Origin of the sequence: Erythrobacter aurantius (assembly GCF_023823125.1) — a bacterium.
In the GTDB taxonomy this organism is placed as follows: Bacteria; Pseudomonadota; Alphaproteobacteria; order Sphingomonadales; family Sphingomonadaceae; genus Erythrobacter; species Erythrobacter aurantius.
Genome location: NZ_CP090949.1, coordinates 1,516,298 through 1,542,053, shown reverse-complemented (window position 1 = coordinate 1,542,053; position 25,756 = coordinate 1,516,298). Strand labels below are relative to the sequence as shown.

Annotated in this window: 27 protein-coding genes and 1 tRNA gene; 18 read left to right on the top strand and 10 right to left on the bottom strand. The window is 63.0% G+C overall.

What is annotated here, in order from left to right; genetic code table 11:
• Positions 1-23 precede the first annotated feature (23 nt).
• A complete protein-coding gene (locus tag L1K66_RS07285) occupies positions 24-1,028 on the bottom strand; it encodes a cysteine desulfurase family protein (protein WP_252260267.1) in 1,005 nt (334 codons plus the stop codon).
• 119 nt (positions 1,029-1,147) lie between these two features.
• Here L1K66_RS07285 and L1K66_RS07280 point away from each other — a divergent pair, with 119 nt between their 5' ends.
• Both L1K66_RS07280 and L1K66_RS07275 read left to right on the top strand, forming a co-directional pair.
• Positions 1,148-1,804 carry an alpha/beta hydrolase gene (locus tag L1K66_RS07280; protein ID WP_252260266.1) on the top strand — a complete coding sequence of 219 codons (657 nt, stop codon included), beginning with the start codon at positions 1,148-1,150 and terminating at the stop codon, positions 1,802-1,804.
• A 335-nt stretch (positions 1,805-2,139) separates the two neighbouring features.
• Positions 2,140-2,820, top strand: a complete 681-nt coding sequence (locus tag L1K66_RS07275) for an energy transducer TonB (RefSeq protein ID WP_252260265.1) — start codon at positions 2,140-2,142, stop codon at positions 2,818-2,820.
• Positions 2,821-2,896: 76 nt separating this feature from the next.
• On the opposite strand, the gene L1K66_RS07270 is transcribed toward L1K66_RS07275, so the two are convergent.
• A complete protein-coding gene (locus L1K66_RS07270; RefSeq protein WP_034952623.1) occupies positions 2,897-3,103 on the bottom strand; it encodes a hypothetical protein in 207 nt (68 codons plus the stop codon).
• A gap of 73 nt (positions 3,104-3,176) precedes the next feature.
• Here L1K66_RS07270 and L1K66_RS07265 point away from each other — a divergent pair, with 73 nt between their 5' ends.
• Positions 3,177-5,018 (top strand): DUF885 domain-containing protein, encoded by a 1,842-nt coding sequence (locus tag L1K66_RS07265; protein WP_252260264.1) that lies wholly within the window; start codon positions 3,177-3,179, stop codon positions 5,016-5,018.
• Between the two features lie 91 nt (positions 5,019-5,109).
• Positions 5,110-6,735: a DUF1570 domain-containing protein gene (locus L1K66_RS07260; protein WP_252260263.1), complete on the top strand. Its 1,626-nt coding sequence runs from the start codon at positions 5,110-5,112 to the stop codon at positions 6,733-6,735.
• Positions 6,736-6,761: 26 nt separating this feature from the next.
• Here the strand turns inward: L1K66_RS07260 and L1K66_RS07255 are convergent, their stop codons facing one another.
• Both L1K66_RS07255 and L1K66_RS07250 read right to left on the bottom strand, forming a co-directional pair.
• Entirely contained in the window at positions 6,762-7,118 is a 357-nt protein-coding gene (locus L1K66_RS07255; RefSeq protein WP_252260262.1) for a hypothetical protein, read from the bottom strand.
• Positions 7,119-7,228: 110 nt separating this feature from the next.
• Positions 7,229-8,836, bottom strand: coding sequence for a phosphoenolpyruvate carboxykinase (locus L1K66_RS07250; RefSeq protein WP_252260261.1), 1,608 nt, complete (start codon positions 8,834-8,836; stop codon positions 7,229-7,231).
• Between the two features lie 355 nt (positions 8,837-9,191).
• On the opposite strand from L1K66_RS07250, the gene L1K66_RS07245 reads away from it, so the two are divergent.
• The 7 genes from L1K66_RS07245 (at position 9,192) to L1K66_RS07215 (ending at position 14,563) form a co-directional block, all read left to right on the top strand.
• On the top strand, positions 9,192-9,929 hold the full coding sequence (locus tag L1K66_RS07245) for a response regulator transcription factor (protein ID WP_252260453.1): 738 nt from the start codon (positions 9,192-9,194) through the stop codon (positions 9,927-9,929).
• The gene (locus tag L1K66_RS07240; RefSeq protein WP_252260260.1) at positions 9,922-11,508 is read left to right on the top strand and encodes a sensor histidine kinase; all 1,587 of its coding nucleotides are present in this window, start codon (positions 9,922-9,924) and stop codon (positions 11,506-11,508) included. The genes L1K66_RS07245 and L1K66_RS07240 overlap by 8 nt, the downstream gene beginning before the upstream one ends.
• Complete coding sequence (locus L1K66_RS07235; protein WP_252260258.1) at positions 11,505-11,942, top strand: HPr kinase/phosphorylase; 438 nt, start codon at positions 11,505-11,507, stop codon at positions 11,940-11,942. Before L1K66_RS07240 ends, L1K66_RS07235 begins: the two co-directional genes overlap by 4 nt.
• Before the next feature lie 64 nt (positions 11,943-12,006).
• Positions 12,007-12,927 (top strand): RNase adapter RapZ, encoded by a 921-nt coding sequence (gene rapZ / locus L1K66_RS07230; protein ID WP_252260257.1) that lies wholly within the window; start codon positions 12,007-12,009, stop codon positions 12,925-12,927.
• A gap of 97 nt (positions 12,928-13,024) precedes the next feature.
• A complete protein-coding gene (locus L1K66_RS07225) occupies positions 13,025-13,456 on the top strand; it encodes a PTS sugar transporter subunit IIA (protein ID WP_252260256.1) in 432 nt (143 codons plus the stop codon).
• 11 nt (positions 13,457-13,467) lie between these two features.
• Positions 13,468-13,752, top strand: a complete 285-nt coding sequence (locus L1K66_RS07220) for an HPr family phosphocarrier protein (protein ID WP_252260255.1) — start codon at positions 13,468-13,470, stop codon at positions 13,750-13,752.
• Between the two features lie 10 nt (positions 13,753-13,762).
• The gene (locus tag L1K66_RS07215) at positions 13,763-14,563 is read left to right on the top strand and encodes a TrmH family RNA methyltransferase (RefSeq protein WP_252260452.1); all 801 of its coding nucleotides are present in this window, start codon (positions 13,763-13,765) and stop codon (positions 14,561-14,563) included.
• 28 nt (positions 14,564-14,591) lie between these two features.
• On the opposite strand, the gene L1K66_RS07210 is transcribed toward L1K66_RS07215, so the two are convergent.
• The 5 genes from L1K66_RS07210 to recR all read right to left on the bottom strand — a co-directional run bounded on the left by L1K66_RS07210 (position 14,592) and on the right by recR (position 18,804).
• Positions 14,592-15,242, bottom strand: coding sequence for a hypothetical protein (locus L1K66_RS07210; protein ID WP_252260254.1), 651 nt, complete (start codon positions 15,240-15,242; stop codon positions 14,592-14,594).
• Between the two features lie 5 nt (positions 15,243-15,247).
• Positions 15,248-16,717: a DNA recombination protein RmuC gene (rmuC, locus tag L1K66_RS07205; RefSeq protein ID WP_252260253.1), complete on the bottom strand. Its 1,470-nt coding sequence runs from the start codon at positions 16,715-16,717 to the stop codon at positions 15,248-15,250.
• A gap of 83 nt (positions 16,718-16,800) precedes the next feature.
• Positions 16,801-17,535 (bottom strand): hypothetical protein, encoded by a 735-nt coding sequence (locus L1K66_RS07200; RefSeq protein ID WP_252260252.1) that lies wholly within the window; start codon positions 17,533-17,535, stop codon positions 16,801-16,803.
• Positions 17,536-17,566: 31 nt separating this feature from the next.
• Positions 17,567-18,151 (bottom strand): peptide deformylase, encoded by a 585-nt coding sequence (def, locus tag L1K66_RS07195; protein WP_252260251.1) that lies wholly within the window; start codon positions 18,149-18,151, stop codon positions 17,567-17,569.
• A gap of 56 nt (positions 18,152-18,207) precedes the next feature.
• A complete protein-coding gene (gene recR / locus L1K66_RS07190; RefSeq protein ID WP_252260250.1) occupies positions 18,208-18,804 on the bottom strand; it encodes a recombination mediator RecR in 597 nt (198 codons plus the stop codon).
• Between the two features lie 64 nt (positions 18,805-18,868).
• Between recR and fmt the strand changes: the two genes are divergently transcribed.
• The 4 genes from fmt (at position 18,869) to L1K66_RS07170 (ending at position 22,299) form a co-directional block, all read left to right on the top strand.
• A complete protein-coding gene (gene fmt, locus L1K66_RS07185) occupies positions 18,869-19,786 on the top strand; it encodes a methionyl-tRNA formyltransferase (RefSeq protein ID WP_252260248.1) in 918 nt (305 codons plus the stop codon).
• Positions 19,783-20,538, top strand: coding sequence for a tRNA pseudouridine(38-40) synthase TruA (truA, locus tag L1K66_RS07180; protein ID WP_034952591.1), 756 nt, complete (start codon positions 19,783-19,785; stop codon positions 20,536-20,538). The genes fmt and truA overlap by 4 nt, the downstream gene beginning before the upstream one ends.
• Before the next feature lie 13 nt (positions 20,539-20,551).
• The gene (locus L1K66_RS07175; RefSeq protein WP_252260247.1) at positions 20,552-21,664 is read left to right on the top strand and encodes a zinc-binding dehydrogenase; all 1,113 of its coding nucleotides are present in this window, start codon (positions 20,552-20,554) and stop codon (positions 21,662-21,664) included.
• Between the two features lie 113 nt (positions 21,665-21,777).
• The gene (locus L1K66_RS07170) at positions 21,778-22,299 is read left to right on the top strand and encodes a YbjN domain-containing protein (protein ID WP_252260246.1); all 522 of its coding nucleotides are present in this window, start codon (positions 21,778-21,780) and stop codon (positions 22,297-22,299) included.
• A 33-nt stretch (positions 22,300-22,332) separates the two neighbouring features.
• Here L1K66_RS07170 and L1K66_RS07165 read toward each other — a convergent pair whose 3' ends face one another.
• Complete coding sequence (locus L1K66_RS07165; RefSeq protein ID WP_252260245.1) at positions 22,333-23,319, bottom strand: asparaginase; 987 nt, start codon at positions 23,317-23,319, stop codon at positions 22,333-22,335.
• Between the two features lie 97 nt (positions 23,320-23,416).
• On the opposite strand from L1K66_RS07165, the gene L1K66_RS07160 reads away from it, so the two are divergent.
• The 3 genes from L1K66_RS07160 to L1K66_RS07150 all read left to right on the top strand — a co-directional run bounded on the left by L1K66_RS07160 (position 23,417) and on the right by L1K66_RS07150 (position 25,715).
• Positions 23,417-23,492 (top strand) — tRNA-Val (locus L1K66_RS07160).
• A gap of 139 nt (positions 23,493-23,631) precedes the next feature.
• On the top strand, positions 23,632-24,705 hold the full coding sequence (locus L1K66_RS07155; RefSeq protein WP_252260244.1) for a hypothetical protein: 1,074 nt from the start codon (positions 23,632-23,634) through the stop codon (positions 24,703-24,705).
• A complete protein-coding gene (locus L1K66_RS07150; protein WP_252260243.1) occupies positions 24,702-25,715 on the top strand; it encodes a tetratricopeptide repeat protein in 1,014 nt (337 codons plus the stop codon). The genes L1K66_RS07155 and L1K66_RS07150 overlap by 4 nt, the downstream gene beginning before the upstream one ends.
• The last annotated feature ends 41 nt before the right edge of the window (positions 25,716-25,756 follow it).

Here is a 25,756-nt window from a genome sequence, read left to right as displayed (position 1 = left end):
CAGCCCCTATCAAAAGGGGATTGTCAAAGCGAGCGCCAAGCCTCGACAAATTGGTCCAATTCCCCTGCCGTGGTGTTCCAGCCAAGGCTGACCCGGATCGTGCGCGCGGCTACCTCGTCCGAAACGCCGAAGGCATCGAGCACGCGGCTTTTCTTGAGCGTGCCGGAGGAACAGGCGCTCCCCGCCGACACGGCCAATCCCATTGCGTCGAGGCGGATCAGCAACGCCTGTGCAGACATGGTGGGGTGAGCCAGTGCGAGGATATGATCGGCCTGATCGCCGAACGTCAGGACGTCCCCGGAAAGTTCGGCCGCGAATGCCGCGCGCTGATCGGCGCTGGTTGCCCATGCGCCTGCCTCCAGTGCGGCGGCCATGCCGAGGGCTCCGGGCATATTCTCAGTCCCCTGGCGATAACCGCGTTCGTGCCCGCCGGTCGGCTCAAGCAGGTTGAAATCGCGCATCAGCAAGGCTCCGATCCCGATCGGCCCGCCGAACTTGTGCGCCGAAACCACCAGCATGTCGGCATCGGGCAGCTCGATCTTGCCCGCGCTTTGCGCGCAATCGGACAGCATCACAGCGCCCGTTTCGCGCAAGGCTGCGGCCATCTGGTCGACCGGATTGATCACGCCGGTTTCGGAATTGACGTGCTGCACCGCAAGGATGGTCTGCGCGTCGAACAGGCTCTCGTCGGACGAGATTTCCGCATCGGGCGCGGCGCGGAACACCGCGTCATGCTCCACCGCGCTGACGATCCGGCGATTGGCCTTCGCCCGGTTCAGCGCGATCCACAAAGCCTCGCTCGCGCCCGAGGTGAAGATCAGCTCGTAGTTCTTGTCTCCTTGGCCCAGCCCCAACGCCGCCTTGATCCGGTCTCGCGCATCCTCGAGCGCCTGCTTGGCCTTGCGCCCCTCCGCATGGGGGGACGACGGGTTGGCCCATAGCGCAAACCCTTCCTCCATTGCCGCCCTTGCTTCGGGGCGCAGTGGCGAGGTGGCGGCATGATCGAGATAGATGCGGGGTCGGGACACGGAGACCTAATTAAGAACGATTCGCAACAAGTTGCACGATGCAATTGCTCTCTATATAGAGCGCAGCCTCCCGCGCGCCACCCGGCGAATGCGGCGTTGATTCTAGCAAGGTCCAGCTGATGCCATCAGTCATCTTTCCCGGCCCCGAGGGCCGTCTCGAAGGTCGTTTCTCCCCTCCCCCGCGCCCGCGTGCGCCCGTGGCGATGATCCTGCATCCGCACCCCGAAGGCGGCGGCACCATGAACGACCGGATCGTGCAGCGGCTGTACAAGACCTTCGCCGATCGCGGCTTTGCCACCTTGCGCTTCAACTTTCGCGGCGTGGGCCGTTCGCAAGGGTCGTTCGACAACGGGATCGGTGAACTTTCCGACGCCGCATCTGCGCTCGACTGGGTGCAGTCGATCCACCCAGAGGCGCAGACCACCTGGGTGGCAGGCTATTCGTTCGGCGCACTGATCGGCATGCAATTGCTGATGCGCCGCCCGGAAGTGCGCGGCTTCATCTCGGTTTCGCCGCCCGCCAATATGTATGATTTCAGCTTCCTCGCCCCCTGCCCCGCTTCGGGCATTTTCGTGCAGGGCGCGGCGGATACGGTGGTGCAGCCCAATGCAGTGCAAAAGCTGGTCGACAAGCTGCGCACGCAAAAGCACATCACCATCCACCACGACGAAATCCCGCGCGCCAACCACTTCTATGAAAACGAGCTGGAAGAGATGATGGCGAGCGTCGACAACTACCTCGACTTCCGACTCTCGCCGGATTGTCCGATCAAATAGCGATTGTTTTGACGAAGGCGCATCCGCGCCTTCGTCCTCGCTAGACGCGCAGCACAGCTGCGCCCGCTGCGGGCGGGCGGTCGCCCTTGCAGCCGGACACATTTGCAAACCGAACTGCTTGTCATGGTTCGAACCCGATAGGGTTCGCAAAGCCAAAGGCGGACGGATGTCGGCCGCCCGGCGCCTGAGGCCGCGAAACAACCTCCATAATATTATTACGCAAAATTGATCGGTTGCGAAACGCGACGGGTCGCTAAGTGCAACGCGATAGTTCTTGATTACTTGCGGTTACGTTGTAACATCATCTCCTAGCAAAAGTGAGAGGAGTTGCTGCCATGAGCTACACTGCCGCTGCCAACCGCCCCAATCCTGCCGCAGCCGTCGGCGCGATCGGCGTTCCTGCCGGGATCGCCGTGCTGCTGATCACCGGGCTGGCCGTCAAACAGGTCATCATGCCGCCGGTGCCCAATCCGACAGGCACCTTTGAAGAAGTGATCGAGATCACCCCGGAAGTGATCGAGCCCGAAACCTCTACCTCCGCGACCGAACAGACCACCTCGCAGCAGACCGAAACCACCATCACCCGGCCCGAAAGCGAGTTTGATTTCGAACTGACCCCCAGCAGCCCGATCACTGATCTGCCCGGTCTCGAAGAAGGCATCGGCGACACCTTCGGCCCGGTCGATTTCGGGATTCCCAAGCCATCGCCCACCCCGGTTTTCGATCTGGTCGCCGCCGCGCCGATGGGCAATCCGGGGCGCTGGATCACTGACAGGGATTACCGCCCGAGCTGGATCAATCGCGGCTATTCGGGCCGGGCCGGCTTCACCTTGCAGATCGACGCGCAGGGCCGCGTGACGAATTGCTCCATCACCCGATCGACCGGGCATGACGCTCTGGACGAGGCCACCTGCCGCCTGTTGCGCCAGCGCGCCGAATTCAGCCCGGCCAAGGATTCCTCGGGCCGGATCGTTCCGGGCAGTTACAGCAGCTCGGTCAACTGGCGGATCCCCTGAAACTCGCGTTGAGGGTCGCGATTACGGGCTTCCTTCGGGAAGCCCGTTTTGTTTTCCGGCCTGAAAACCGGAGGCGCTATTCTTCTTCGGAAATCTGGTCGATCGGGGCGGTTCCCTCGGCATCGGGAATGGTCCAGATCAACACATTGCCGATCGCGATCAGCGCCAGCACAACCATCAAGAGCGGCTGCTTCGCCTCACCCGTTCGCCGCCACATGAAAACCGCGCCCACGATCAGCAGGATAGCGGCGAGCACCACGATCGAGAAAACGATATCGGTCATGCAAACCCTTTAGCGCGCAAGCCTCGCGCGGCGCAATTGACTTGAACGTCGCGGCTCGCCAAACCTTGCCGCCATGAGAGAGAACCACACAGATTTCACCCGTCGTCAGGCCCTGATCGGTCTGGGCGGCGTTTCCGCCCTCGCGCTTGTCCCCGGATGCGCAGGTGCTGCCTACGATACAGCCGCGAACGGCCAGCCGGTTACGCTGACACCGGACGAGATGCTGGACGAAATCGCCTATGCGATGCTCCGCCATGAACCGGGCCGCGCGACGGGTCTGGGCGTGGACACCGGACAGTATGCGGAATGGCGCGGAACCTTTGGCGCTGTGGGCGAAGCCGGGCGCGATGCCTATCAGGCGACCTTGCGCTGGGCGCTGGAACAGGCCCGCAGCTATCCCAAGGCCGGTCTCACCCCCGATCAGCAAACCAGTTTCGAAGTCGTCGAAAGCGCCTTTTCCAGCGCGCTTGCGGGGGTGGACCTGCCCTATGGCGATGTCGCCGTGGGAAGCTGGCGCAACGCCCCCTACCTCGTGATCCAGAACGTCGGCGGATACATCGATTTCCCGCGCCATTTCGGTGCCAGCCAGCCGCTGCGCGATGCCGATGACGTGGGCTTCTACGTCTCCCGCGCAGATGAAGTCAGCGCGGTGCTCGACGGGGAAACCGACCGGATCAAGCAGGCGCGTGGCATGGGCCTCGTCCCGCCCGACTTCCTGCTCGACAAGGCAATCGCGCAGATGGAGACGGTGATCGCCGCCGCGCGCGAAAGCTATGTCGGCCCGATGGAGGCCAGCGAATTGGCCGCCGCCCAGCCCGCCGTCGGCACACTCGACGGGATCGTGTCGGGCAAGATCGTCCCCGCGCTCGAACGCCAGCTCGCCGAACTGCGCACCCAGCGCGGCCTTGCCAAGGGCAATCCGGGCATGTGGGCGCAGCCGCAGGGCGATGAATGGTACAGCTGGGCCACCAGCGCATCGACCACCACCAGCATGACCCCGGACGAAATCCACGAACTGGGGCTGGAGGAACTGGCACAGCTGCATGGCCGGATGGACCCGATCCTGAAGGAAATCGGCTACACCCAAGGGACGGTGGGCGAACGGATGCAGGCGCTGTCGCAAGACCCGCGCTACCAATTTGCCGAAGGCGATCCGGGACGCGAGGAAATCTTCGCCTCCATCGATGATCGTCTGCAATGGATCAAGGGGCAGATGCCCCGCGCCTTCAACTCGCTGGTCGATCCCAATATGGAAGTCCGCCGCATCCCGATTACCGAGGAAGCGGGCGCACCGGGCGCCTATGGCGGCGCGGGCAGCAAAGACGGATCGATTCCGGGTCGGTTCTGGATCAACCTGCGCACCACCGATCTGCACCGCAAATACGATCTGCCCGATCTCACCTTCCACGAAGCGATCCCCGGACACGTATGGGAAGGCGAATATTCGAACCGCCTGCCGCTGATCCGCTCGATCCTCGCCTTTGGCGCCTTTTCAGAAGGCTGGGCGCTGTATGGGGAGCAGCTCGCAGACGAGCTTGGCGCCTATGACGATTTCAAGGTCGGGCGGCTGGGCTATCTGCAAAGCCTCGCCTTCCGCGCCTGCCGCCTCGTCGTCGACACCGGGCTGCACCACAAACGCTGGAGCCGCGAACAGGCGCGGCAGTTCTTCGTGCAGCGCAACGGCTCCAAATACGAAGAGGTCGCGAGCGAGGTCGATCGCTATTGCAGCTGGCCGGGACAGGCATGCTCCTACAAGATCGGCCATTCCGAGATCGTGCGCCTGCGCCAGACAGCGGAAGCGCGCATGGGCAGCGGCTATGACTTCAAGGCGTTCAACACCGCCGTCATTCTGGGCGGTAACGCCCCGCTCGACGTGGTGGGCAAGACGGTGGAGCGATACATCACCGGGGCGTGACTTTAATCCCCCAAGGGGCTGGTCAAGCCATTCGGATCGGCTATGATTTCCCCTGCTCGTGTAGTCGCAGACACGAAGGGGGACTGCCATTATGATCCATCGCCTTTTCGCGGTGCTTGCCATTCTGGCGAGTCCGCTGGTCGTTTCATCTCCGGCAAGCGCAGCATGGCACAAGGCCGAAAGCGACCGGTTCGTGATCTATTCCGACAGCCGGGCCGAAGATCTTGAAGGCTTTGCCGAACTGCTCGAGCGGTATCATGTCGCGTTAGAGCTCGAGACCGGGCGCACGGTTCCAGTACCCAGCCCGTCCAACAGGCTGACAATCTACATGGTCGGCACGCGCGATGACCTGCGGGACATCTATGGCGGAGGCGCACGCTCCGCCGTGGCGGGTTTCTACATTCCGCGCGCCAATGGATCGGTTACCTTCGTTCCCAATATCCAGTTCCGCACGCGCGATATCGGACGGGCGCAGACGGGGTCACGCTATTCGCGCAGCGCCACGGCGCAGGTGCTAGACCCGGCGCTGTCGACCTTGCTCCACGAATACGCTCACCATTTCCTGATCGCCTCTGCCCGTCATGCCATGCCGCGCTGGCTGAGCGAAGGTGCAGCGGAATACTTCTCTTCCGCACGCTTCAACGATGATGGATCGGTAGATATCGGCCTGCCTAACAACGAACGCGCCTGGGAAATCAGCCAAGCAGCGCCGGTGTCGGTGCGCCAGTTGCTCGATTACGATCTTTACCGCGAAAACCGGGGCAATCGCTACACCGCCTATTACGGGCGCGCTTGGCTGCTGTTCCACTACCTCAGCTTCAACCCGCAGCGCAGCGGGCAACTGGTGCGCTACTGGCAAGCGGTGGCAGCGGGCATGGACAGCCTTCAGGCAGGTGAGCAGATCTTTGGAGATCTGGACCGGCTGGAAAGCGAGCTGCGCGATTACGGACGCCAGACATCGATGTCGGGAATGCGATTTTCGGCCGAGCGCTTCCGGATCGGCAAGGTCACCGTCACAGAATTAAGCGACGGGCACGCCGCAATGATGGACGTGATCATGCGTTCGGATCGCGGGGTCGATGACGAACAAGCCGCAATGGTCGCTGCCGACGCCCGTTTGATTGCCGGGCGTTACCCTGAGGATGCCGAGGTGCTGGCTGCGCTGGCCGAAGCGGAATACGATGCCGGCAATGACGATGCCGCCATCGCTGCATCCACCCGCGCGATAGCCATCGATCCGACCGTCACCAACGCCTACGTGCAGCAAGGTTACGCGCTGTTCCGCAAGGCGGCAGACGCCGCCGACAAGGAAGCGGCCTATGCCGCCGCGATGGCTCCGTTCGAGGCGCTGAACGCGCTGGAGGCCGATCACACGCAACCGCTGATCTATTACTATCGCAGCTTCACCTACCGCGGGATCGCACCGCCGGAGCAGGCAAGGTTCGCGTTGGAGCGGGCGACCCAGCTCGCGCCTTTCGACAAGGCACTTGCAGTTGAAGTGGCGGCAATGAAAGCAGCTGAAGGCGACGCGGTAATCGCGCGCTATCTGCTCGCGCCGGTCGCAGCCGATCCGCACGGGGGGCGACAAAGTCGCTTTGCACAGGCGGCGATCGACTACCTTGGCAGGCTACCGGAAGGCTCCAGAGCGGATTTCGGCGCGCTGCGCGATCAGTTCGAGGCGGCTGTCGACGGCGATGGGGGCGAGGACGACTCCTGATCGGGTGCCCTGCCCCTCACTCGTGCTTACTTCCGACCGAACAGGCCAGAAGCGATATCGGTGATGTCGTCGAGCGCGTTGCCGTCGCCGTCACGGTCGAGCAGGCCCATCAGCGATGACGGGTCTTTCTGGATCGCGCTGGCAAATTCGGTGAGCGAACCTTCGCCGCCGATCTGTTCGACGATCTGGCTCAGGACGCCCGCGTCGAGCCCGGTCTTGGCCGCAGCCAGCTCCACCGTTTCGCCTTCCATCTGGTGGGTTTGACCGAGCATCGCGATCGCCTTTTCCGCCATTGCCGGATCGATCCCGACCTTTGCAGCGAGATTGACGACATCATCGGGCGCGCCGCCGATGTTCTTGAGGATCGAATCGAGAATGCTCATGGTTGGTCCCTTCCCTGAAATATCAACGACGTTAGCCGGGGTTGGTGACAAGGCAAAGGCCCCGCGCGCCTGAACGCACGGGGCCTTCGATTGTCTCGGTTGCGGACGTGTCAGGCGGCGACCGGAGCAGCCTTGCGTACGCCTTCGTCGACATGCGCCTCGAACTCGGCGAAATTGTCGATGAACAACTGCACCAGCTTCTGCGCGGTCGCGTCATATTCGGCCTTGTCCGCCCAGGTGCTGCGCGGATCGAGGATGGTCTGGTCAATGCCAGCCTCAGCCAGCACCGGCACATGCACCGGCACATCGAAACCGAAGTTGGGATCGGCGCGGAATTCGACGCCATCCAGATCACCGTCAAGCGCGGCGTTCAGCAGAGCGCGTGTCGCCTTGATCGGCATGCGGTGGCCGACGCCGTATTTCCCGCCGGTCCAGCCGGTGTTGAGCAGCCAGCACTGCACCCCGCCCTTGGCGATGCGCTCTTTCAGCAGATTGCCGTAAACGCTCGGATGGCGGGGCATGAAGGGTGCACCGAAACAGGTGCTGAAGGTCGCCTCAGGCTCGGTCACGCCGATCTCGGTCCCTGCGACCTTGGCGGTGTAGCCCGACAGGAAGTGATACATCGCCTGTTCCGGGGTCAGCCGCGCGATCGGAGGCAGCACGCCGAATGCATCGGCGGTCAGCATCACGACGTTGGACGGCACCGGGCCAAGGTTGTCCTTGCTCGTGTTCGGGATGAAATCGATCGGATAGGCCCCGCGGGTGTTTTCGGCGAGCGTGTTGTCATCCAGATCAAGCTCGCGCGTGACAGGGTCCATCACCACGTTTTCCAGCACCGTGCCGAAACGGCGGGTGGTGGCGTAGATTTCCGGCTCCGCCTCTTCGGACAGGCGGATCATCTTGGCATAGCAGCCGCCTTCAAAGTTGAAGACCGCCGTGTCCGACCAGCCGTGCTCGTCATCGCCGATGAGCGTGCGCGAGGCATCGGCCGAAAGCGTCGTCTTGCCCGTACCCGACAGGCCGAAGAACACAGCCGTCTTGCCATCGGCGCTGATGTTGGCCGAACAGTGCATCGGCATCACGCCCTTGGTCGGCAGCAGGTAATTGAGAATGCCGAAAACGCTCTTCTTCATCTCGCCCGCGTAACGCGTGCCGCCGATCAGGATCAGCTTTTCCGACAGGTTCACCGCGATCACGGTTTCGCTGTTGGTGCCGTGGCGTGCCGGATCAGCCTTGAAGCTGGGCAGGTCGATGATGGTGTATTCGGGCGCGAAGGAACCCAGTTCCTCGGCCGTCGGACGCACCAGCAGGGTGCGGATGAACAGATTGTGCCATGCCAGCTCGTTGATCACGCGCACGTTGACGCGGTGTTCGGGCTGCGACCCGCCGAACAGATCCGCGACATAAAGCGTGTCCTTTTGCGCCAGCGCGGCCATGAAATCGGCCTTGAGCGCGGCGAAGTGATCCGGCGTCATCGAAACGTTGACCTTGCCCCACCACACGGTGTTCTCGGTTTCGGCATCGCGGACAATGAACTTGTCCTTGGCGCTGCGGCCGGTCTTTGCGCCGGTTTGCACCACAAGCGCACCGTGCTTTGAAAGCGAACCTTCGTTCGAAGCGAGAGCAGCTTCGATCAGCGCCGACGTGCCGAGATTGGGGTGAACGTCAGCCCGGGTTTCGATGCCCTGGGCTGCAAGCGAATGGGCGAGGGGGATCAAGGTGTCTTCTCCTGAAAAGGGCCCGCGAGAGGAAACATGGCCGCATTGTCCTGGGGAACGGGAGCATATCGCCGTCGCCCCTTACGACACCGCCGTCCTGCGAGTCGAAAGAGAGCGAAATGACCCCAATCCGCGAAGCGGCATAGTTACGGATGTCGCCCCCGTCAAACCGGGCATTTCGGGCGTTGCGGCGCACAATTTTCACGGCAGCTTTCTTCGCATTTGCAGCACGGATTTCCGGGGTCTGATCACCTCCTTGATTGTTTCGAATGCGCGATCACGCTACCTCCTGTCTCACGCGAGACGAGGAGCACCGGCAAAGATGGAAATCGAAACCAAGCACGGATCGGACGAAATGTCCGGCGGCAGCTCGCGCAACGAAGCAATCGAGATCGCGCTGGTCGATGACGATCGCAACATCCTGACGACAGTTTCGATCGCGCTCCAGGCCGAAGGCTTTGTCACGCGCCTCTATTCCGACGGCGAAACCGCGCTCAAGGCGCTGCTCGAAAACCCGCCCGACCTTGCCGTTTTCGACATCAAGATGCCCAAGATGGACGGCATGGAATTGCTGCGGCGCGTGCGCGAACATTCGCCGCTCCCGGTGATCTTCCTTACCAGCAAGGACGACGAAGCCGACGAGGAAGCCGGGCTGGAACTGGGCGCGGACGACTACATCGCCAAGCCGTTCAGCCTGCGCCTGCTCACCGCGCGCATCCGCGCCATCCTTCGCCGGGCCGAGCCTGATCGCCGGCTCGGCAATGAAACCGCCCTGCCCGAACCGGCCAACCCCAGCATCGATCGCGGCCGCCTGTACATGGACCCGGCCCGCCATCACGTGACATGGAACGGCAAACCGGTAAGCCTGACGGTGACCGAATTCCTCATCCTCGAAGCGCTGGCCGCGCGTCCCGGCGTGATCAAGAGCCGCAACCAGCTGATGGATGCAGCCTATCCCGACGATGTCTTCGTCGATGATCGGACAGTGGACAGCCATATCAAGCGAATGCGGCGGAAATTCCGTGCGGTCGATCCCGAATTCGGCGCGATCGATACGCTGTATGGAGCGGGATACAGTTTCACCGATGGCTGAAATGCAACCCGTTGCCGCAGGCGAGGATTCCCAACCGATTGCGCGCACAAGCGAACGCGGAACGCTGACCGGGCGCTTCTCGCTCACCGCGCGCATCCTGATCGTCAACATCCTGCCGCTGGCGCTGCTTTCGGGCGGACTGTTCTATCTCGACACCTATCGCACGCAGCTCATCAACGAACGCTTCAAGCTCGCCCGGATCGAGGCGCAGATCACCGCCGAGGCCTTGGCTGGCGCAACCCGTGAGCGGCAAGAGGCGCTGCTGGTGCAGATCGGGCGCGAACAACGGATGCGGATGCGCATGTTCGATGCCGAAGGGCGGCTATGGGCAGACAGCTTCGCGCTTGCCGATCCGGCTTTTGAATTGAACGATATCACCGATGACACCTGGGATCAGCAATTCGCCCGCTGGCTCGATCGCACCGTCGACACCATAGTCAGCGCCGAGGCGGTAACCGACTATGTCGAACCGGAAGCACAAACCGCCGATGCTTGGCCGGAACTGGTGCAGGCACGCGAACAAGGGTTGAGCCAGGTCCGGCTCTACGACTGGGTCGACGGAACACCGGTGATTACCGCCGCCGCGCCTGTCGGCCTCAACGGGGCAACGCTGCTGACGGTGCGCAATGCGGTGGACATCACCGAAAGCGTGCGCTCGGCGCGTTCGGCGCTGCTGGTGGCGGTGCTGGTGGTGCTGGGTGCTTCGGCGCTGCTGTCGCTCTATCTTGCCCGCACCATCGTCACCCCGCTGCAATTGCTGGCCCGCGCCGCGCAAAAGGTGCGGCAGGGGCGCGAACGCGACGTCGAGGTGCCGCGCCTGCCCGAACGCAGCGACGAGATCGGCCAGTTGGCGCGATCGGTTTCCGACATGACGCAGGCCCTGCGGCAGCGGATCGACGCGGTTGACAGCTTCGCGGCAGATGTCGCGCATGAAATCAAGAACCCGCTCGCCTCGCTCAGAAGCGCGGTCGAATCCCTCCCCAAGGTTCAAAACGCCGATACCCGGCGCGAGCTGGAACAGATCATCACCCATGACGTGCGCCGGATTGATCGATTGGTGACGGAGATTTCCGATGCCAGCCGGATCGACGCCGAAATGTCCCGCGCAACGCTGGAGCGGATCGATATGGCCGAGCTGATCCGGGCCATCATCGGCAGCCGCGAAGACCGCTCGGAAAATCTCGACCGCAAGATCGTGCTGCAAACGCGCGGATTTGCGGCATTCGTCTTGGGCGTGGGGGCGCGGCTGGAACGGGTGATCGAAAACCTGCTCGACAACGCCGTATCCTTTTCTCCGCCCGATGCGCCGATTGAAGTGCTAGTCGATAATGACGGCGACTGCGTGACGGTGATGGTGTGCGACAGCGGCCCCGGCATCCCCGAGGGATCGCGTGAAAAGGTGTTCAAGCGGTTCCATTCGGTGCGCCCCGACGAAGAGGCCTTTGGCAACCATTCCGGGCTTGGCCTCGCTATCGCCCGCGCCATTGCCGAGGCGCATGACGGTTCACTGATCGCACAGGCGCGGCCTGACGGAGGCACCGGCGCTTGCCTGCGGTTCCGCCTGCCAGCCGCGAAATGACGACGGACGACACTGCCATCATTCAGGCCAGCGTTGTCGCGATTGACGGCCGCGCCCTTGCCATCACCGGCGCTCCGGGCCGGGGCAAAAGCTCGCTTGCGCTGGCGCTGATTGATCGCGGCGCTGCGCTGATCGGGGACGACGGCGTCAGCCTCGCTCGCCACGGCGATCTGATCATCGCCAGCCCACCGCCCAATATCGCGGGCCTGATCGAAGTGCGCGGGGTGGGAATCGTGGAATATCCCGTTTCGGCCCCCGCCCCGCTGGCGCTGATGCTGGATCTGGACAGCCCGCCCGAAAGGCTGCCGGACAATATCCCGTCACGGATGCTGATTGGCGTTGAAATCCCGTGCCTTCCCTTCGATCCGGGCGGCATCGCACCCGCCGTGCGGGCCGAACACGCGCTGGCGCTGCACGGGCTTTCCTGCGGATAGCTTCGGCAAAGCTGACGGAAACCGCTTCCCTTGAGCGCCGCAAAGCGCGAAAAGCGATGAAGTCATGACTGCATCGCCGCCAGCGCCAACCGACCCCCGCCAGCGTCTCCTGCTGGTGACCGGCCTTTCGGGCGCCGGCAAATCGACCGCGCTCGACGTTCTGGAAGACCTAGGCTGGGAAACGATCGACAATTTCCCGATCCGCTTGCTGGAACGGCTGGTGGGGGAGCCCGACGCGCAAGCTCGCGCCCTGCTCGCCATCGGATTTGATTCGCGCACGCGCGGCTTTGTGCCGGGTGAGATCATCGATCTGGTGAAGGCCCTTTCCGCGCGCGACGATCTGGCGATCAGTTTTATGTTCATCGATTGCGCCGGGGGTGAGCTTGAACGGCGGTATAACGAAACCCGCCGCCGCCATCCGCTGGCTCAGGGCCGCTCACTGCTCGACGGGATCGCGGACGAACGCGAATTGCTGGAGCCGCTGCGGCGCTGGGCCGAAATCGTGATCGATACCTCGGCCATGTCGGCCAATGATTTGCAGACCCATGTGCGCAACCTGTTCGCCGAAGATCACGGGGACAGCATGACGCTCACCGTCTCCAGCTTCGGTTTTGCGCGCGGGATGCCGCCGCTGGCCGATCTGGTTTTCGACATGCGCTTCCTCGACAATCCGCACTGGGTGGATGGCTTGCGTGAGCAGACCGGGCTTGACGCGCCCGTAGGCGAGCATATCGAGCGCGACCCCGCCTTTCACACCGCGTTCGGCCAGATCCGCGACCTGCTGCTGACACTGTTGCCGCGTTATGCCGCGCAGGGGAAATCCTATGTCCACATCGCGTTCGGCTGTACCGGAGGGAGACATCGATCGGTCTTTACCGCAGAGCGCATGGCTGAAGGCTTGCGCGAGGCCGGATTTTCGCCCACTGTCCGCCACCGAAATCTGGCATCACGCACCGCAGACGCAATCGAAGGCGAGCGGCGCTGATCGCCGCAGGGGTTGCATCGCATGGTGGTGTTTGAGTTAATAGTGCGCCTTCGCAAAACGATAACGAGCCGCAGGCAATAACGGACTGAATTCGCGCATGATCGGTTTGATCCTAGTAACTCACGGCCGCCTCGCCGACCAATTCGTCGAAGCGATGGAGCATGTCGTCGGCAAACAGACCGACATCGCCACCGTGTGCATCGGCCCCAATGACGACATGGAGCAACGCCGCGCCGAAATCGCCGACAAGATCGAGGCGGTCGAAACCGGCGGCGGCGTAATCGTCCTGACCGACCTGTTCGGCGGGACCCCGTCCAATCTCGCGATTTCGCTGCTGGAGGCGGGCCGGGTAGAGGTGATCGCGGGGATCAACCTGCCGATGCTGATCCGGCTGGCCGGTGCGCGAAAATCGATGGGCGTCGTCGCCGCTGTCGAAGCCGCGCAAACCGCCGGTCGCAACTACATCACCGTCGCCAGCGAGCTGCTGGGTGCAGAGCCCGCGCCTCGCAGCGCCAGCGCCGGGAAATAGGCTGGAGCGGAATGGGCGAAGCACGCAAGACCGTTACCATTGTCAACAAGCGCGGCCTGCACGCGCGCGCCAGTGCCAAATTTGTGGGCGCCGTTGCGGCCCTGCCCGCCGCGGCCAATGTACGGGTGGCAAAGGACGGGAACGAAGCCGCAGGCGGATCGATCCTGGGTCTGATGATGCTGGGCGCGGCAAAGGGCGATACGATTGAACTGATAGTATCGGGCGAAGGCGCAGATGCCGCGCTCGATCAACTGGTGGCGCTGGTCGAAGACGGCTTTGGCGAAGATCGCGGCTGAGGGGCGCGCTGTGCGCAAACACATCACCGGCTTTTCCAATCCCACGGTCAAATACCTGCGGTCCCTGCGCGACAAGAAGCACCGCAAACGCGCCGGGCAATTCCTGGTCGAAGGGCTGCGGCTGCTCGAAGATGCGCGGACTTGCGGCCATGTTCCGTGCCAACTGGTGATGGCAGAAGGGCGCGACGCGCATGATCTGCTCGCCCGGCTCGAATCCGAAGTCGAAGCGGCGGGCGGCGAGGTGATCACCACCACGCCCGACATCCTTTCCAAGATCACGGGCAAGTCGAACACGCAGAGCGTTGTCGGGGTCTTCGACGAATTCGACACCGGCCTTGCACGGCTTGATCGGGATGCGGGCGCGATCTGGATGGTGGCGCAGGACCTGCGCGATCCGGGCAATCTGGGTACCATGCTGCGCACCTGCGACGCGGTGGGGGCCGGCGGGTTGATCCTGATCGATGACTGCGCCGATCCCTTCAGCGCCGAGGCTGTGCGTGCCAGCATGGGCGCGGTGTTCACCGTGGCGCTGGCGCAGGCGCGGTGGGAGGAATTCCTGCCGTGGTTGCGAGGCGGCGCGGGCCAGCTGGTCGCCGCGAGCTTGCGCGATGCCGTGCCCTATCGCGGGGCCGCCTATCAGGCGCCGTGCTTCATTCTGGTCGGCAATGAATCGCAAGGCCTGCCCGAAGCCTATGAGGCGGAATGCGACTTGCGCGTCACCATGCCGATGAAAGGCCGTGCGGATTCTTTGAATGCGGCCGTTGCAGGAGCGGTGCTGGCGTATGAAGTGCTGGCGGGGCTAGAGGCATAGACCTTCGCTGGCGCGGCTTAGGGCGCGATCAGTCCCCGGCGACGAATGTCGTGATCTTCCACCCGCCATCACGCTGTTCCGCGATCAGGCGATAATCAACCAGCGCGCGCAGCCGCGTGCGATCGACAAAGCCGCGCTTGCCGTTGCGTGTCAGCACTTCCCACAGGGGGGCCTCGCGGTCGCCTTCGACCATGTCGAAGAAACCGACCGCTTCGACCGCTTCCCATCTGAGGCGCGCAATCCTGCGTTCGCCCTTGGCAGTGGCGAACATCGGCACATCCGCGCCCAGCACGATGTAGGTGCCATAGGCGTCCATGTCGCCGAAATCCTGCCCCCAGTAATAGGGCATGACGAGGCTGTCCTGATAGGCGCGATCACAGCCGAGGCGGATGACGGTGTCGAGTTCGTCCCACAGGCGGTAATCCGCCGCGTCGAGCCGCGCGCGCATTTCCTGCCAGCCGCTGCCGCCGCCGAAATCGAGCAGGATTTCGGGGTCGACCACAGTGCGAAGCAATTCCGCATCGCGGTTTGCCACCGCCGTTACCAGCGTCATTCGGAAATCATCGGCCCCGGCCATTGCGCTGCAGGCGTTGCGCGGTTCCAGATGTTCGGCAGCGGCAGGAGCCGCCATTGCCATCGCCGCAATTGCGCCTGCAATCATCCGCAAAGCCAACGTCATGTTCCCTACTCCGCTGCGTCCTTGCGGTTTTCGAGCATGAAGCCGTCTTCTTCAACCCCTGCCGCGTCCGCCGCGTTGTAGCGCGGTGCGGCTTCGACCAGCGGCACGTCCTCGATCTCGCTGGCGATTTCGATGCCCTTTTCGGCAAGGCGCTTGCCCGAGGACAGCACGTTGCGTTCAAAGCTGCCGACGAATTTGTTGTAATTGTTGACCGCCGTTTCGAGCCCCCCGCCCACGCGCTTAAGGTGATCGGCTGCGGTCTTCAGGCGGCCATAAAGCTCTGCCCCCATCCGTCCGATTTCCTGCGCTTCCTTGGCGAGGCCGTCCTGTCGCCAAACCTGCGCCACCGTGCGCGCGATGGCGACCAGATTGGTCGGCGTCGCCAGCAGCACGCGGCGTTCAAAGGCGAAGTCCCACAATTCGGGGTCGGCCTCCAGCGCGGCGGTGACGAAGTGTTCGCCGGGGACGAACATGATGACGTAATCGGGCGCTTCCTCGAACTGGCTTTGGTAGCTTTTCGCACCCAACGTCTGCACATGGCCGCGCATCGATTTCGCGTGCAGCGCCAGATGCCGATCACGTTCGGCATCGTCATCGGCTTCGAACGCCGCCTGATAGGCGTTGAGCGATACCTTTGAATCGACCACCAGTTTCTTCTGGCCGGGAACATTGATGATCGCATCGGGCCGCAGCCGTCCGTCATCGGTATCGACCGAATGTTCCATGATGAAATCGGTGTGCTGCGCCAGCCCGCATTGTTCGAGCAGGTTCTGCAAGGCCCGTTCACCCCAGCGCCCGCGCGCCTTGGGGGCGTTCGTAAGCGAATTGCCCAGCCGCTGCGCCTCGCGCCGGACCTGTTCCTGCCCTTCGCGCATCGACTGGATCAGGCCATGCAACTGGCCGAATGCGTCGGTGCGCTTGGCCTCCAGCTCATTCACCTGCTTTTCGTATGAGGCGAGCTTTTCACCCACCGGATTGAGCAGCGCCCTGATCTTGGCCTCGCCCGCTTCCTCCGACTGTTTGAAGCGTTCTTCTGCCCGTTTCAGGAAGGCTTCCTGCGCCTGTTCGAGCACCTTGCTGCCGGCGTTCTCGAATTCCTTGCGCAAGGCTTCCTGCGCCTGGAGCAGGCCCTGTTTCTGTTCGGCAAAGGCTTTCTCACGCTCCGCCGCCGCACTTTCGAGCGCGGCGAGCCGCTGCGCCAGATCCGCCCGTTCCGCCTGCACCGTGTCGAGCCGCGACAGCAGACCGTCCGCCTGACCGGCGCGTTCCTTCAAGCCGGCAACCTCGATCCGGGCTTCACCCAGTTCGGCGATGGCGCGTTTGAACTCGGCCTCCTGTTCGGCCAGCTCACGCTCCCCTTCATCCAGCCGCCTGCGCAGATCGGCCAGCGGCCGTGAGGTGACAAACCATGCGCCCGCCCCACCAATAGCAAGGCCGATGACAAGCGCGACGATGATGAGAATCGGTTGTTCCATACCTCCTTATAGCATGGAACAAATAAAGAACACTAGTCCCGTGTTGGATATCCCCGAAAAGCTCGGCGGACCGCCCGCCCGTTTCAGTCGCGTCGATAAAGCGGTGGCATGTCCATGCCCCGGCACCACAGCCGGATGGCGACATCGAAGTTCTCGATATACCCGTCATGGCGTCCCCGCCGCAGGATATCGCGACAGCCGGCGGCGATTTCGTCAATCATGTCTTGAGCGCGTTCCATCTGTTCCTTGCGCTCGAACACGATATTGAACGCGCCGGGAGCGGGTTCGTCCCATGCGGAGCCGCTGTAGACAGACGGATAGTGTTTGTTTCCCGGCAGCAGCCCATGCCAGCGCCCGAGCACCAGCTTCGTCACCAGCGATTTTACCGAGGGTTCGCTTTCTACCGCGATCTTGTGCCAGCAGGTTTCCTCCCACGACAACGGGAAGATGAAGCTTTGCGGGGAGCAGAAATCCTCGGGCAGTCCATGCCGGGCAAGGATAGAATTCGCCATGTCCCTCAGCGTGTCGGTGCGCACCCAGCCATCATCCCAATTGCCCCTGTGCGGATCGATGCCCTGTTCGGCCCTGAGGGCTGCGGTGGTGCGGAAATTCAGGTGCAGCACCGGTTCGCGCTTCTCATCCTTGCGCCCAAAGCTGGACGACTGGCGCGATTCATATGTCCAGAAGGCGAGGTCCAGCCCCTCCGCCCGCAACGCCCGACCAAGCTCCGCGCGCGCCTCGGGCCATGGATGGAGATCGCAAAGGCTTTCGTATCGGGCAAGCAATTGGGCGCAGGAGAGGTCCCTAAACTCCTCCAAGCTCACCGAAAGCCGCTTCACCTGCGGAAAACTACGCCGCCTGGCGGATCTTCTTCAGCTTTTTCAGCACCATCTGACGCTTCAGGCGCGAAAGGTGGTCGATGAAAAGGATGCCTTCGAGGTGGTCCATCTCGTGTTGCAGGCAGGTCGCCAACAGCCCTTCGAGGTGTTCCTCGTGGTGGTTTCCGTCGAGGTCCTGATAGCGCACCGTGCAGGATGCCGGGCGGTCCACATCGGCGTAGACTTCGGGAACCGACAGGCAGCCTTCGTTGAAGGTCGATTGTTCGGCCGCCGGGTCCGCGATCACCGGGTTAATGAAGACGCGCGGTTCCTTTTTGGTCGGCTGATGCGTGTGAGAGTGGCCGTGATCGCCATGGTCATGATGGCACTCGACCGGCTCGGCGTCCGGATCGTCGGGCTGCAAGTCGATCACCAGCACCCGCTTGGGCACGCCGACCTGAATCGCGGCAAGCCCGATGCCGGGCGCATCGTACATGGTTTCGAACATGTCGGAGACAAGCGTGCGCAGATCGTCGTTGAACTCATGCGGTTCAACCGGGGTCGAGATGGTCTTGAGCCGGGGGTCCGGCACTTCGAGGATTTCACGGATAGCCATGCGCGCAATTTAGTGCGCGCCGCGCGAAACCACAAGTGACGCGCGCAGCCCGCGCGCTATTCGACCGGCCGCCGCGCCCGCAGCGCCTGCGCCAGCGTGCCTTCGTCAAGATAATCGAGCTCCCCGCCCACCGGCAGGCCGTGGGCAAGCTGGGTGATGCGGACCTTGTGCTCCTCCAGCCGTTCGGCAAGGTAATGGGCGGTGGTCTGCCCTTCGAGCGTGGCGTTCATCGCCAACACCACCTCGTCCACCGCACCGTCCGATACCCGCTCCATCAACTGCACGATGTTGAGATCTTCCGGCCCGATCCCGTCGAGCGCCGAGAGCTTGCCGCCGAGCACGTGGTAGCGCCCGCGAAACAGCTTTGCCCGGTCGAGCGCCCACAGGTCGGCCACGTCCTCCACCACGCACAGCGCACGCGCATCGCGGCGCGGATCGGCGCAGATGCCGCAGGGGTTGATCGTGTCGACATTGCCGCAGGTTTCGCATTCGACCAGCGTCTGCGACACCGCATCCAGCGCCTCCAGCAAAGCGGGGAGCGCGGATTCGCGGTTCTTCACCAGCCACAGCACCGCCCGCCGCGCGCTGCGCGGCCCGAGGCCGGGAAGCCGGGCCAATGCCGATGATAGTGCTTCGATCTCTTGCGATGCCATGGGGGGAGAGATAGGGGCAGTCGCGAAGCCAAGGAAGAGCCGCGACCAAATCATGCGTCCAAAAATGAAGATAGTATTCATGGGAACGCCCGATTTCGCGGTGCCTGCACTGGTTGCGCTGCACGCGGCCGGGCATGAAATCCTCTGCGTCTATTCGCAGCCGCCCAGCCGTTCGGGCCGGGGCAAGCAGCTGCGCCCTTCGCCTGTCCACGCCAAGGCGGAAGAACTGGGGATCGAGGTGCGCACGCCCAAAAGCCTGCGTAACGAAGAGGCGCAGGCCGAATTCGCCGCGCTCAACGCCGATGTCGCGGTGGTTGCCGCCTACGGCCTGATCCTGCCGCAAGCCGTGCTGGATGCGCCGGTGCACGGTTGTCTCAACATCCATGCCTCGATCCTGCCGCGCTGGCGCGGGGCGGCGCCGATCCACCGCGCGGTGATGGCGGGGGACGAGGAAACCGGCGTCACGATCATGCAGATGGAAGCGGGGCTGGATACCGGCCCGATGCTGAACATAGTCACCACGCCGATAGGGTCAAAGACCACGGGCGAACTCACTGTCGAACTGGCCCAACTGGGCGCGGCGACGATGGTGCGTGTGCTGGCCGATCTGCCCGCCTTCCCGCCCATCCGGCAGGAGGACGAAGCCGCGACGTATGCCGCCAAGATCGACAAGGCAGAGGCGCGGATCGACTGGGCCCGGCCTGCGGCGGAAATCGTACGCCACATCCACGGCCTAGCCCCCTTCCCCGGTGCCTGGTTCGAGATCGCCAACGGGGCGGAGAGCGAGCGGGTGAAGCTGCTGCTGGCTGAAGAGGCGGAAGGGTCAGGCGAGGCAGGGACGGTGCTGGACGACGGCTTCACCATCGCCTGCGGCGAGCAAGCCTTGCGCCCTTTGCGCCTGCAACGCGCGGGCAAACCGGCGATGGACCTTGCGGATTTCCTCCGCGGGCGACCGGTGGCGGCAGGGACGAAGCTTTCTTGACCCGTTTCGCGCTCACCTTCGAATTTGACGGCACGCCGTTTCAGGGCCTCCAGCGGCAAAAGCATGGGCCGAGCGTGCAGCAGGCCATCGAAGAGGCGCTGGAGCGGATTACGGGGGAGAAAGCCATCCTCCACAGCGCGGGCCGCACCGATACCGGGGTTCACGCGCTGGCGATGCGCAGCCATGTCGATCTGGAAAAGGATATTGATCCGTTCCGCCTGATGGAAGCGCTGAACGCGCATCTGCGCCCCGATCCGATCGCGATCAACGCCTGCGAAATCGTGGCCGACGATTGGCACGCGCGCTTTTCCTGCACAGGCAGGCGCTATCTCTATCGCATCGTCAACCGCCGCGCCCCGCTTGCGCTGATGCGGGACCGCGCGTGGCAGGTGGCGCATGAACTCGACACTCAGGCGATGCACCACGCCGCGCAGGCGCTGGTCGGCTGCCACGATTTCACGACCTTCCGATCCGTCCATTGTCAGGCCGCCGATCCGGTCAAGACGCTCGACCGGCTTGATGTCGAACAGGTGGAGACCGATTTCGGCCCTGAAATCCACATTCATGCCGCCGCGCGCAGTTTCCTGCACCATCAGGTGCGCAGCATGGTAGGGTGCCTCAAACTGGTTGGCGCTGGCAGCTGGCCGGTCGAACGCATGGCACAGGCACTCGCCGCAAAGGATCGCGCCGAATTGGGGCTTAACGCACCGCCCCATGGGCTCTACTTCGTCGAAGCAATCTACCCCGAATAAGAGAGGAATCCGCATGACAACCACCGGCAAACAGCTGTTCACCACGCTCACCGCAGACGGAAAGCTGACGCTTGAAGTAAGCGAGGAAAGCTTCCCCGCCCCCACCGGCAATCAGGTGCTGGTGAAGATGGAAGCCGCGCCGATCAACCCGTCAGACCTCGCCATCCTGACAAGCGCGGCCGATTTCGAGAATGCCGAATATTCGCATGGCAAGGTGGTGGCGAATATGCCCGAACCGTTCCTGACCGGGCAGAAGAACCGCCACGGCCAGCGCCTGCCCGCCGGCAACGAAGGCGCAGGCACGGTGATCGCGACCGGCGATTCCGACATGGCCAAGGCGCTGATGGGCCAGCGTGTCGCCTGCGTCCCCGGCAACGCCTTCAGCCAGTACGCGATTGCCGATGCGATGATGTGTCTGCCGCTGGGCGAACATTCTTCCGAAGTCGGCGCGTCAAGCTTCGTCAACCCGATGACGGCGCTGGGCTTCGTCGAAACCGCGAAGATGGAAGGCCACGATGCCATCGTCCACCTCGCCGCTGCTTCGAACCTTGGCCAGATGCTCAACCGCATCTGCATCGAAGACGGGATGAAGCTGGTGAACATCGTGCGCAAGCAGGAGCACGTCGACATGCTGAAGGCGGCGGGCGCGCAGTATGTCGTGAATTCTTCTGCCGACAGTTACATGGCCGATCTGCGCGCTGCGATCGCGGAAACCGGCGCCTTCCTCGGCTTCGATCCGATCGGCGGCGGGCAGAACACCGATCACGTGCTCAAGGCGATGGAACAGGTCGCCGCGTCGCAGATGAGCGAATATTCGCGCTATGGCTCCAATCAGGACAAGTCGATGTACATGTACGGGCGGCTTGATCTGGGGCCGACGATCCTGACCCCGTCATACGGCCTGCAATGGCGCGTGCAGGGCTGGCTGCTTACCCCGTTCCTGCAGAAAGCGGGGATGGAAACCGTGATCCGCATGCGCACCCGCGTGCAGCAGAACCTCACCACCACATTCGCCAGCCATTATAAGGCCAAGGTCAATCTTGAGGAAATGCTGACCAAGGAAGCGATCAGCGATTATCGCCAGATGAAAACCGGCGAGAAATATCTCGTCACGCCCTGGGGCTGACGAAATCGGGAGGGGTCCTCGTATCGCGCGGGGACCCGTTGCCCGCATGAGACCACCTCCCTTGTTTCCCGGACAAAATTGCCGCTAACATGGCGAATAGGGAGGTGCAGTTCATGAAATACCCAAGACAAGCGGCGTTGCATCTGATGGTTGCAGCCTGTTTTGCAGTATTGCCTGTTCAGGCAGCAGCTCAATCGGCAAACGATCCCTTGAGTGTTGTGTCAGAGCAGGATTTTCTCAACGCCATCAGCCTGCTCCGTCCCCCGCTTGACGTAAAGAAAACCGATGACGGCTTCACTTTGACCTTGCCGAATGGTCTGGAAGCCAATGCGCAACTGCAAAACTGCGAAGACAGGGCGACTTCAAGCAATTGCCGCACGCTGTCGATCATCGTGAACCTGCTCAAGCCCGAAGGAAAGAGCCGCGAGGAGCTGCTGGAATTGGTCAACCAATTGAACAGGCGCGATATCCACGGCCGTTCGTTTCTGAATAACGGTGACCAGATCATCACCCGTTGGACCTTTTTTGCGACCGGGCACGAGTCATCACGAGGCCTCGCGACGAAGCTGGTCAATTGGGACGCCTTTGTGCGCGGCGCCGCTGCCTTGATTTATGCGGAACAGCGACGGGACTGAGGATCTGATGGCGAGCCAAGACCGCCTCTCGCATCAGTCGCCGTCAAACGCCGCCTGCACCGCTTTCGCATCAGCGATCCCACTGGCGATCAGCAGCATCAGCAATATGCGCGATTTTGCCGGGCCAAGCGCGCGGGCAGCGACGAAGCCGTAGGCATCGTCATCAACCTCGACATTGCGATCCACCATGCCTTCATCGACACGCGATGATCGCACCACCGGCACTCCGTCGCGCACCGCCTCTGCGAGCGCGTCCAGCACCACGCGCGGGGCGTTGCCCTGCCCCATCCCGGCAATGACGATACCCCTGCACCCGATCCCCAGCAGCGCCTTGACCGGCATCGCATCCATCCCCGCTCCAGCTGTCAGGATCGCGACGCGGGGCAGAGCCTCGGGCCATTGAAAGCGCGCCGTGCTGCCGACCCGGTGAGCGGGTGCGAACCAGTCGAGGCTGGACGGCGTCACCCGCGCAATCGGCCCGCGCGGATAGCCCTTGAACGCGTCGATATTGGAAGTCGCCGCCTTGCGCACATCGCTCGCGGCAAAGACGGTGTCGCCCATCACCACCATCACGCCGCGATCCTGCGCCTTCGGATCGCTCGCGACGCGGATTGCATTGGCGAGATTGCGCATCCCGTCGCTGCCAACGGCATCGGCCGGACGCATCGCCCCCACCATCACCACCGGCTTTCCTGCATCCAGCGTCAGATCGAGCAGAAAGGCGGTTTCCTCGGCCGTATCGGTGCCGTGGGTGATGATCACTCCGGCAATTGCGGGATCGGCCTGAGCGGCGATGATCTCCTTATGCAGCGCGTCCCATTGTTCCCACCCGATGTCCTGCGACCCTATCCGGGCGATGGGTTTGGGCACCAGTTCGACCGTCAGGCCAAGCCCGCGAATATCCGCGATCATCGCGTCGAGCGAGATTTCGCCCGCGGCATAGGATTGCCCCGTCGCCGACGCAGCCGAACCGGCGATCGTTCCGCCAGTGCCAAGGACAAGGAGTTTTTGCGCGCTCATCGCCCGCGCCTTTAGCGAGCGAATGCATTTCACACCACATGCGCAATTGATTTTGAACTTTTTGGCGCTAGATAGCGCTTCTCCGCAAGACGGAAGCGGGCGATTAGCTCAGTTGGTAGAGCATCTCGTTTACACCGAGAGGGTCGGCAGTTCGAGCCTGTCATCGCCCACCATTCCGCACTCCATCCGAAAAAAGATGCAGACCAGATTCGAGCCGCAAGCCCGGCGGGCACTGCCGCGCGCCAGCGTTTACCATGCTCGATTGCATTGCGGCGTTTTGGATGTAGTCTGCGCCCCGGGGAGTAGTGCATCTTGGGATATGCGAATGCTGCTGTGGCAGCGCAGGGATCGTTGAAGGCAAGTCTATTCGGCGAATTCCGGCTTGAAGCAGCCGATGGCGAACCGATCCTCTTGAGCAACCGGCGCGCAAGCCTGTTGCTGGCGATCCTTTTCCTTGAACCCGATCAAGCGATCGATCGCGAATCGCTGGCACGGCTGCTGTGGCCCGATCGCTTCCTTCCGCAAGCCAAGGCCAGCCTGCGCCAATGCCTGCTCGATCTGAAGCGCAAGCTGGCGGAGCACCGGATCGATAATCTCATGGTGTCACGCGCCGAAGTGGCGCTCGCGCCGGGAAGCCTTGCCTGCGACCTGTTCGATCTCGAAGCCGCGCTTTCCTCTGGCGATCCGCAGGCTGCGATCGAATTCCTGCTCGAAATCGGCAATCGACCGCTGCTTCAGGGGCCGCCGCTCAACGCCGAGTTTGACGAATGGATCACCACAAGGCGGGATCACGTCGATGCCCGGTTGCGGGCCGCTCTGTCCCAAGCCATCCAGAACACATCGAAGACCGGTCGCGAGCGCCTGCTTGAGGCGGCAAGGGCGCGTTTCCCGTCCTATCGGACATTCAATCGCGTCGCCGACCAGACCACGATCACGGTCTTGCCATTCGGACAATTCGACAGCGTCGGCGGCCAGCTCTTTTTGGCTGACGGCATTGTCGATGAACTGACAGACCGGCTGGCCGGGATCCAGGGCATCGCCGTGGCCGGGCGCACTTCGGTGGCGGCCATGACCGAAAAGGGCCGGACCCTGCCAGAGATCGCTTCCGACCTTGGGGTGTCCCACCTGATCGAGGGCGAAGTTCGGCGGGACGAACACGGGGTCGAAGTCCGCATTGCGCTCATCAGCGGGCAAACAGGCACACAGGTCTGGTCGGACCGGCTGACCGGTTCGGTCGAGGACTTCTTCGAATCGCGCAAGGTGATCAGCGCCAATATCATTGCGGCGATCTGCCGCGCCTTGGGCCTTGCCGCATCACCCGCCCCGTCGCGCCGGATGACCAGCGCCGCGAAGCCTACGCCCTGTTCCTTCAGGCGCGCGCGATGAGCCAGCGCATCGGGGTTGAAGGGGCGTTCGAAAAGGCGATCGAATTCCTGAAGCAAGCATTGGAGATCGACCCGGAATTCGCCGAATGCTGGACCGCTCTCGCCAATGCGCACATCATGACGGCGGCGATCACCCCCAGCCTCGAACGGGTTGAGGAATCAGCCGAAGCCGCTCGCTGCGCACAGCGCGCCATCGCGCTCGATCCCGGCCAGGGGCACGCATTCTCGATCCTCGGCATCGACGAATGGACCCGGTTCAATCCCGCCCGCGCGCTGGAAATGGCGTTCGAGGCCTATGCCCGCGATCCCAACGATGCCGATGTCTGCTCCCGGCTCGGATCGTGCCTGCTCTATCTCGGAAAGGCTCGCGAAGCGCTGCCATATGTTGAGGAAGCGGTGGATCGCGATCCAGCCTATCCCCGCAACTACGCCATGCTGACGTCCGCCTACCTGAGCCTTGGCGAGGTTGAAAAGGCTCTGAAAGCGGGACAGCGCATGGCCGATATGGGTGCCCCGACAGTCTGGCTCGCGCTCGCGCATCTTGTTGCCGGCGATCACGAAGCGGCGATGAAGAGCCATTTCGATACGCGCGTCTATCTCGGCTCAACCCTGATGCGGCCGCCCGGCATGCCTCCGATGGATGATGCCGCGCGCGATGCCTATTTCGCCTTCGCGGCGCGTGGTATCTACAGCGGGAACGAGGCTGACCGAGTGGCCCATTGCCAGATGCTCGACGGACTGCATGCAACGATGCCCGATCCCTATGATTCCACCATCGTCTTCCCAGCGATTTTCATGGGCCACAGCGATCTTGTCATGAAGATCTATTCCGAGCGCATCCATCCGGCCAACATGTTTGGCCTCATGAACCTCTGGATCGATATCGACCCGATCAACCGCACCATCCGCCACCCCGATTTCATGGCCTTCGCCGAAAGGATCGGCCTGGTCGAGGCGTGGGATCGTTTCGGCTGGCCCGATCTCATTCCTGCCGACCCGCACACGGCCTGAAACGCCCGGAAATCTGGCATTTTGACGCTTTTTTGACGCTC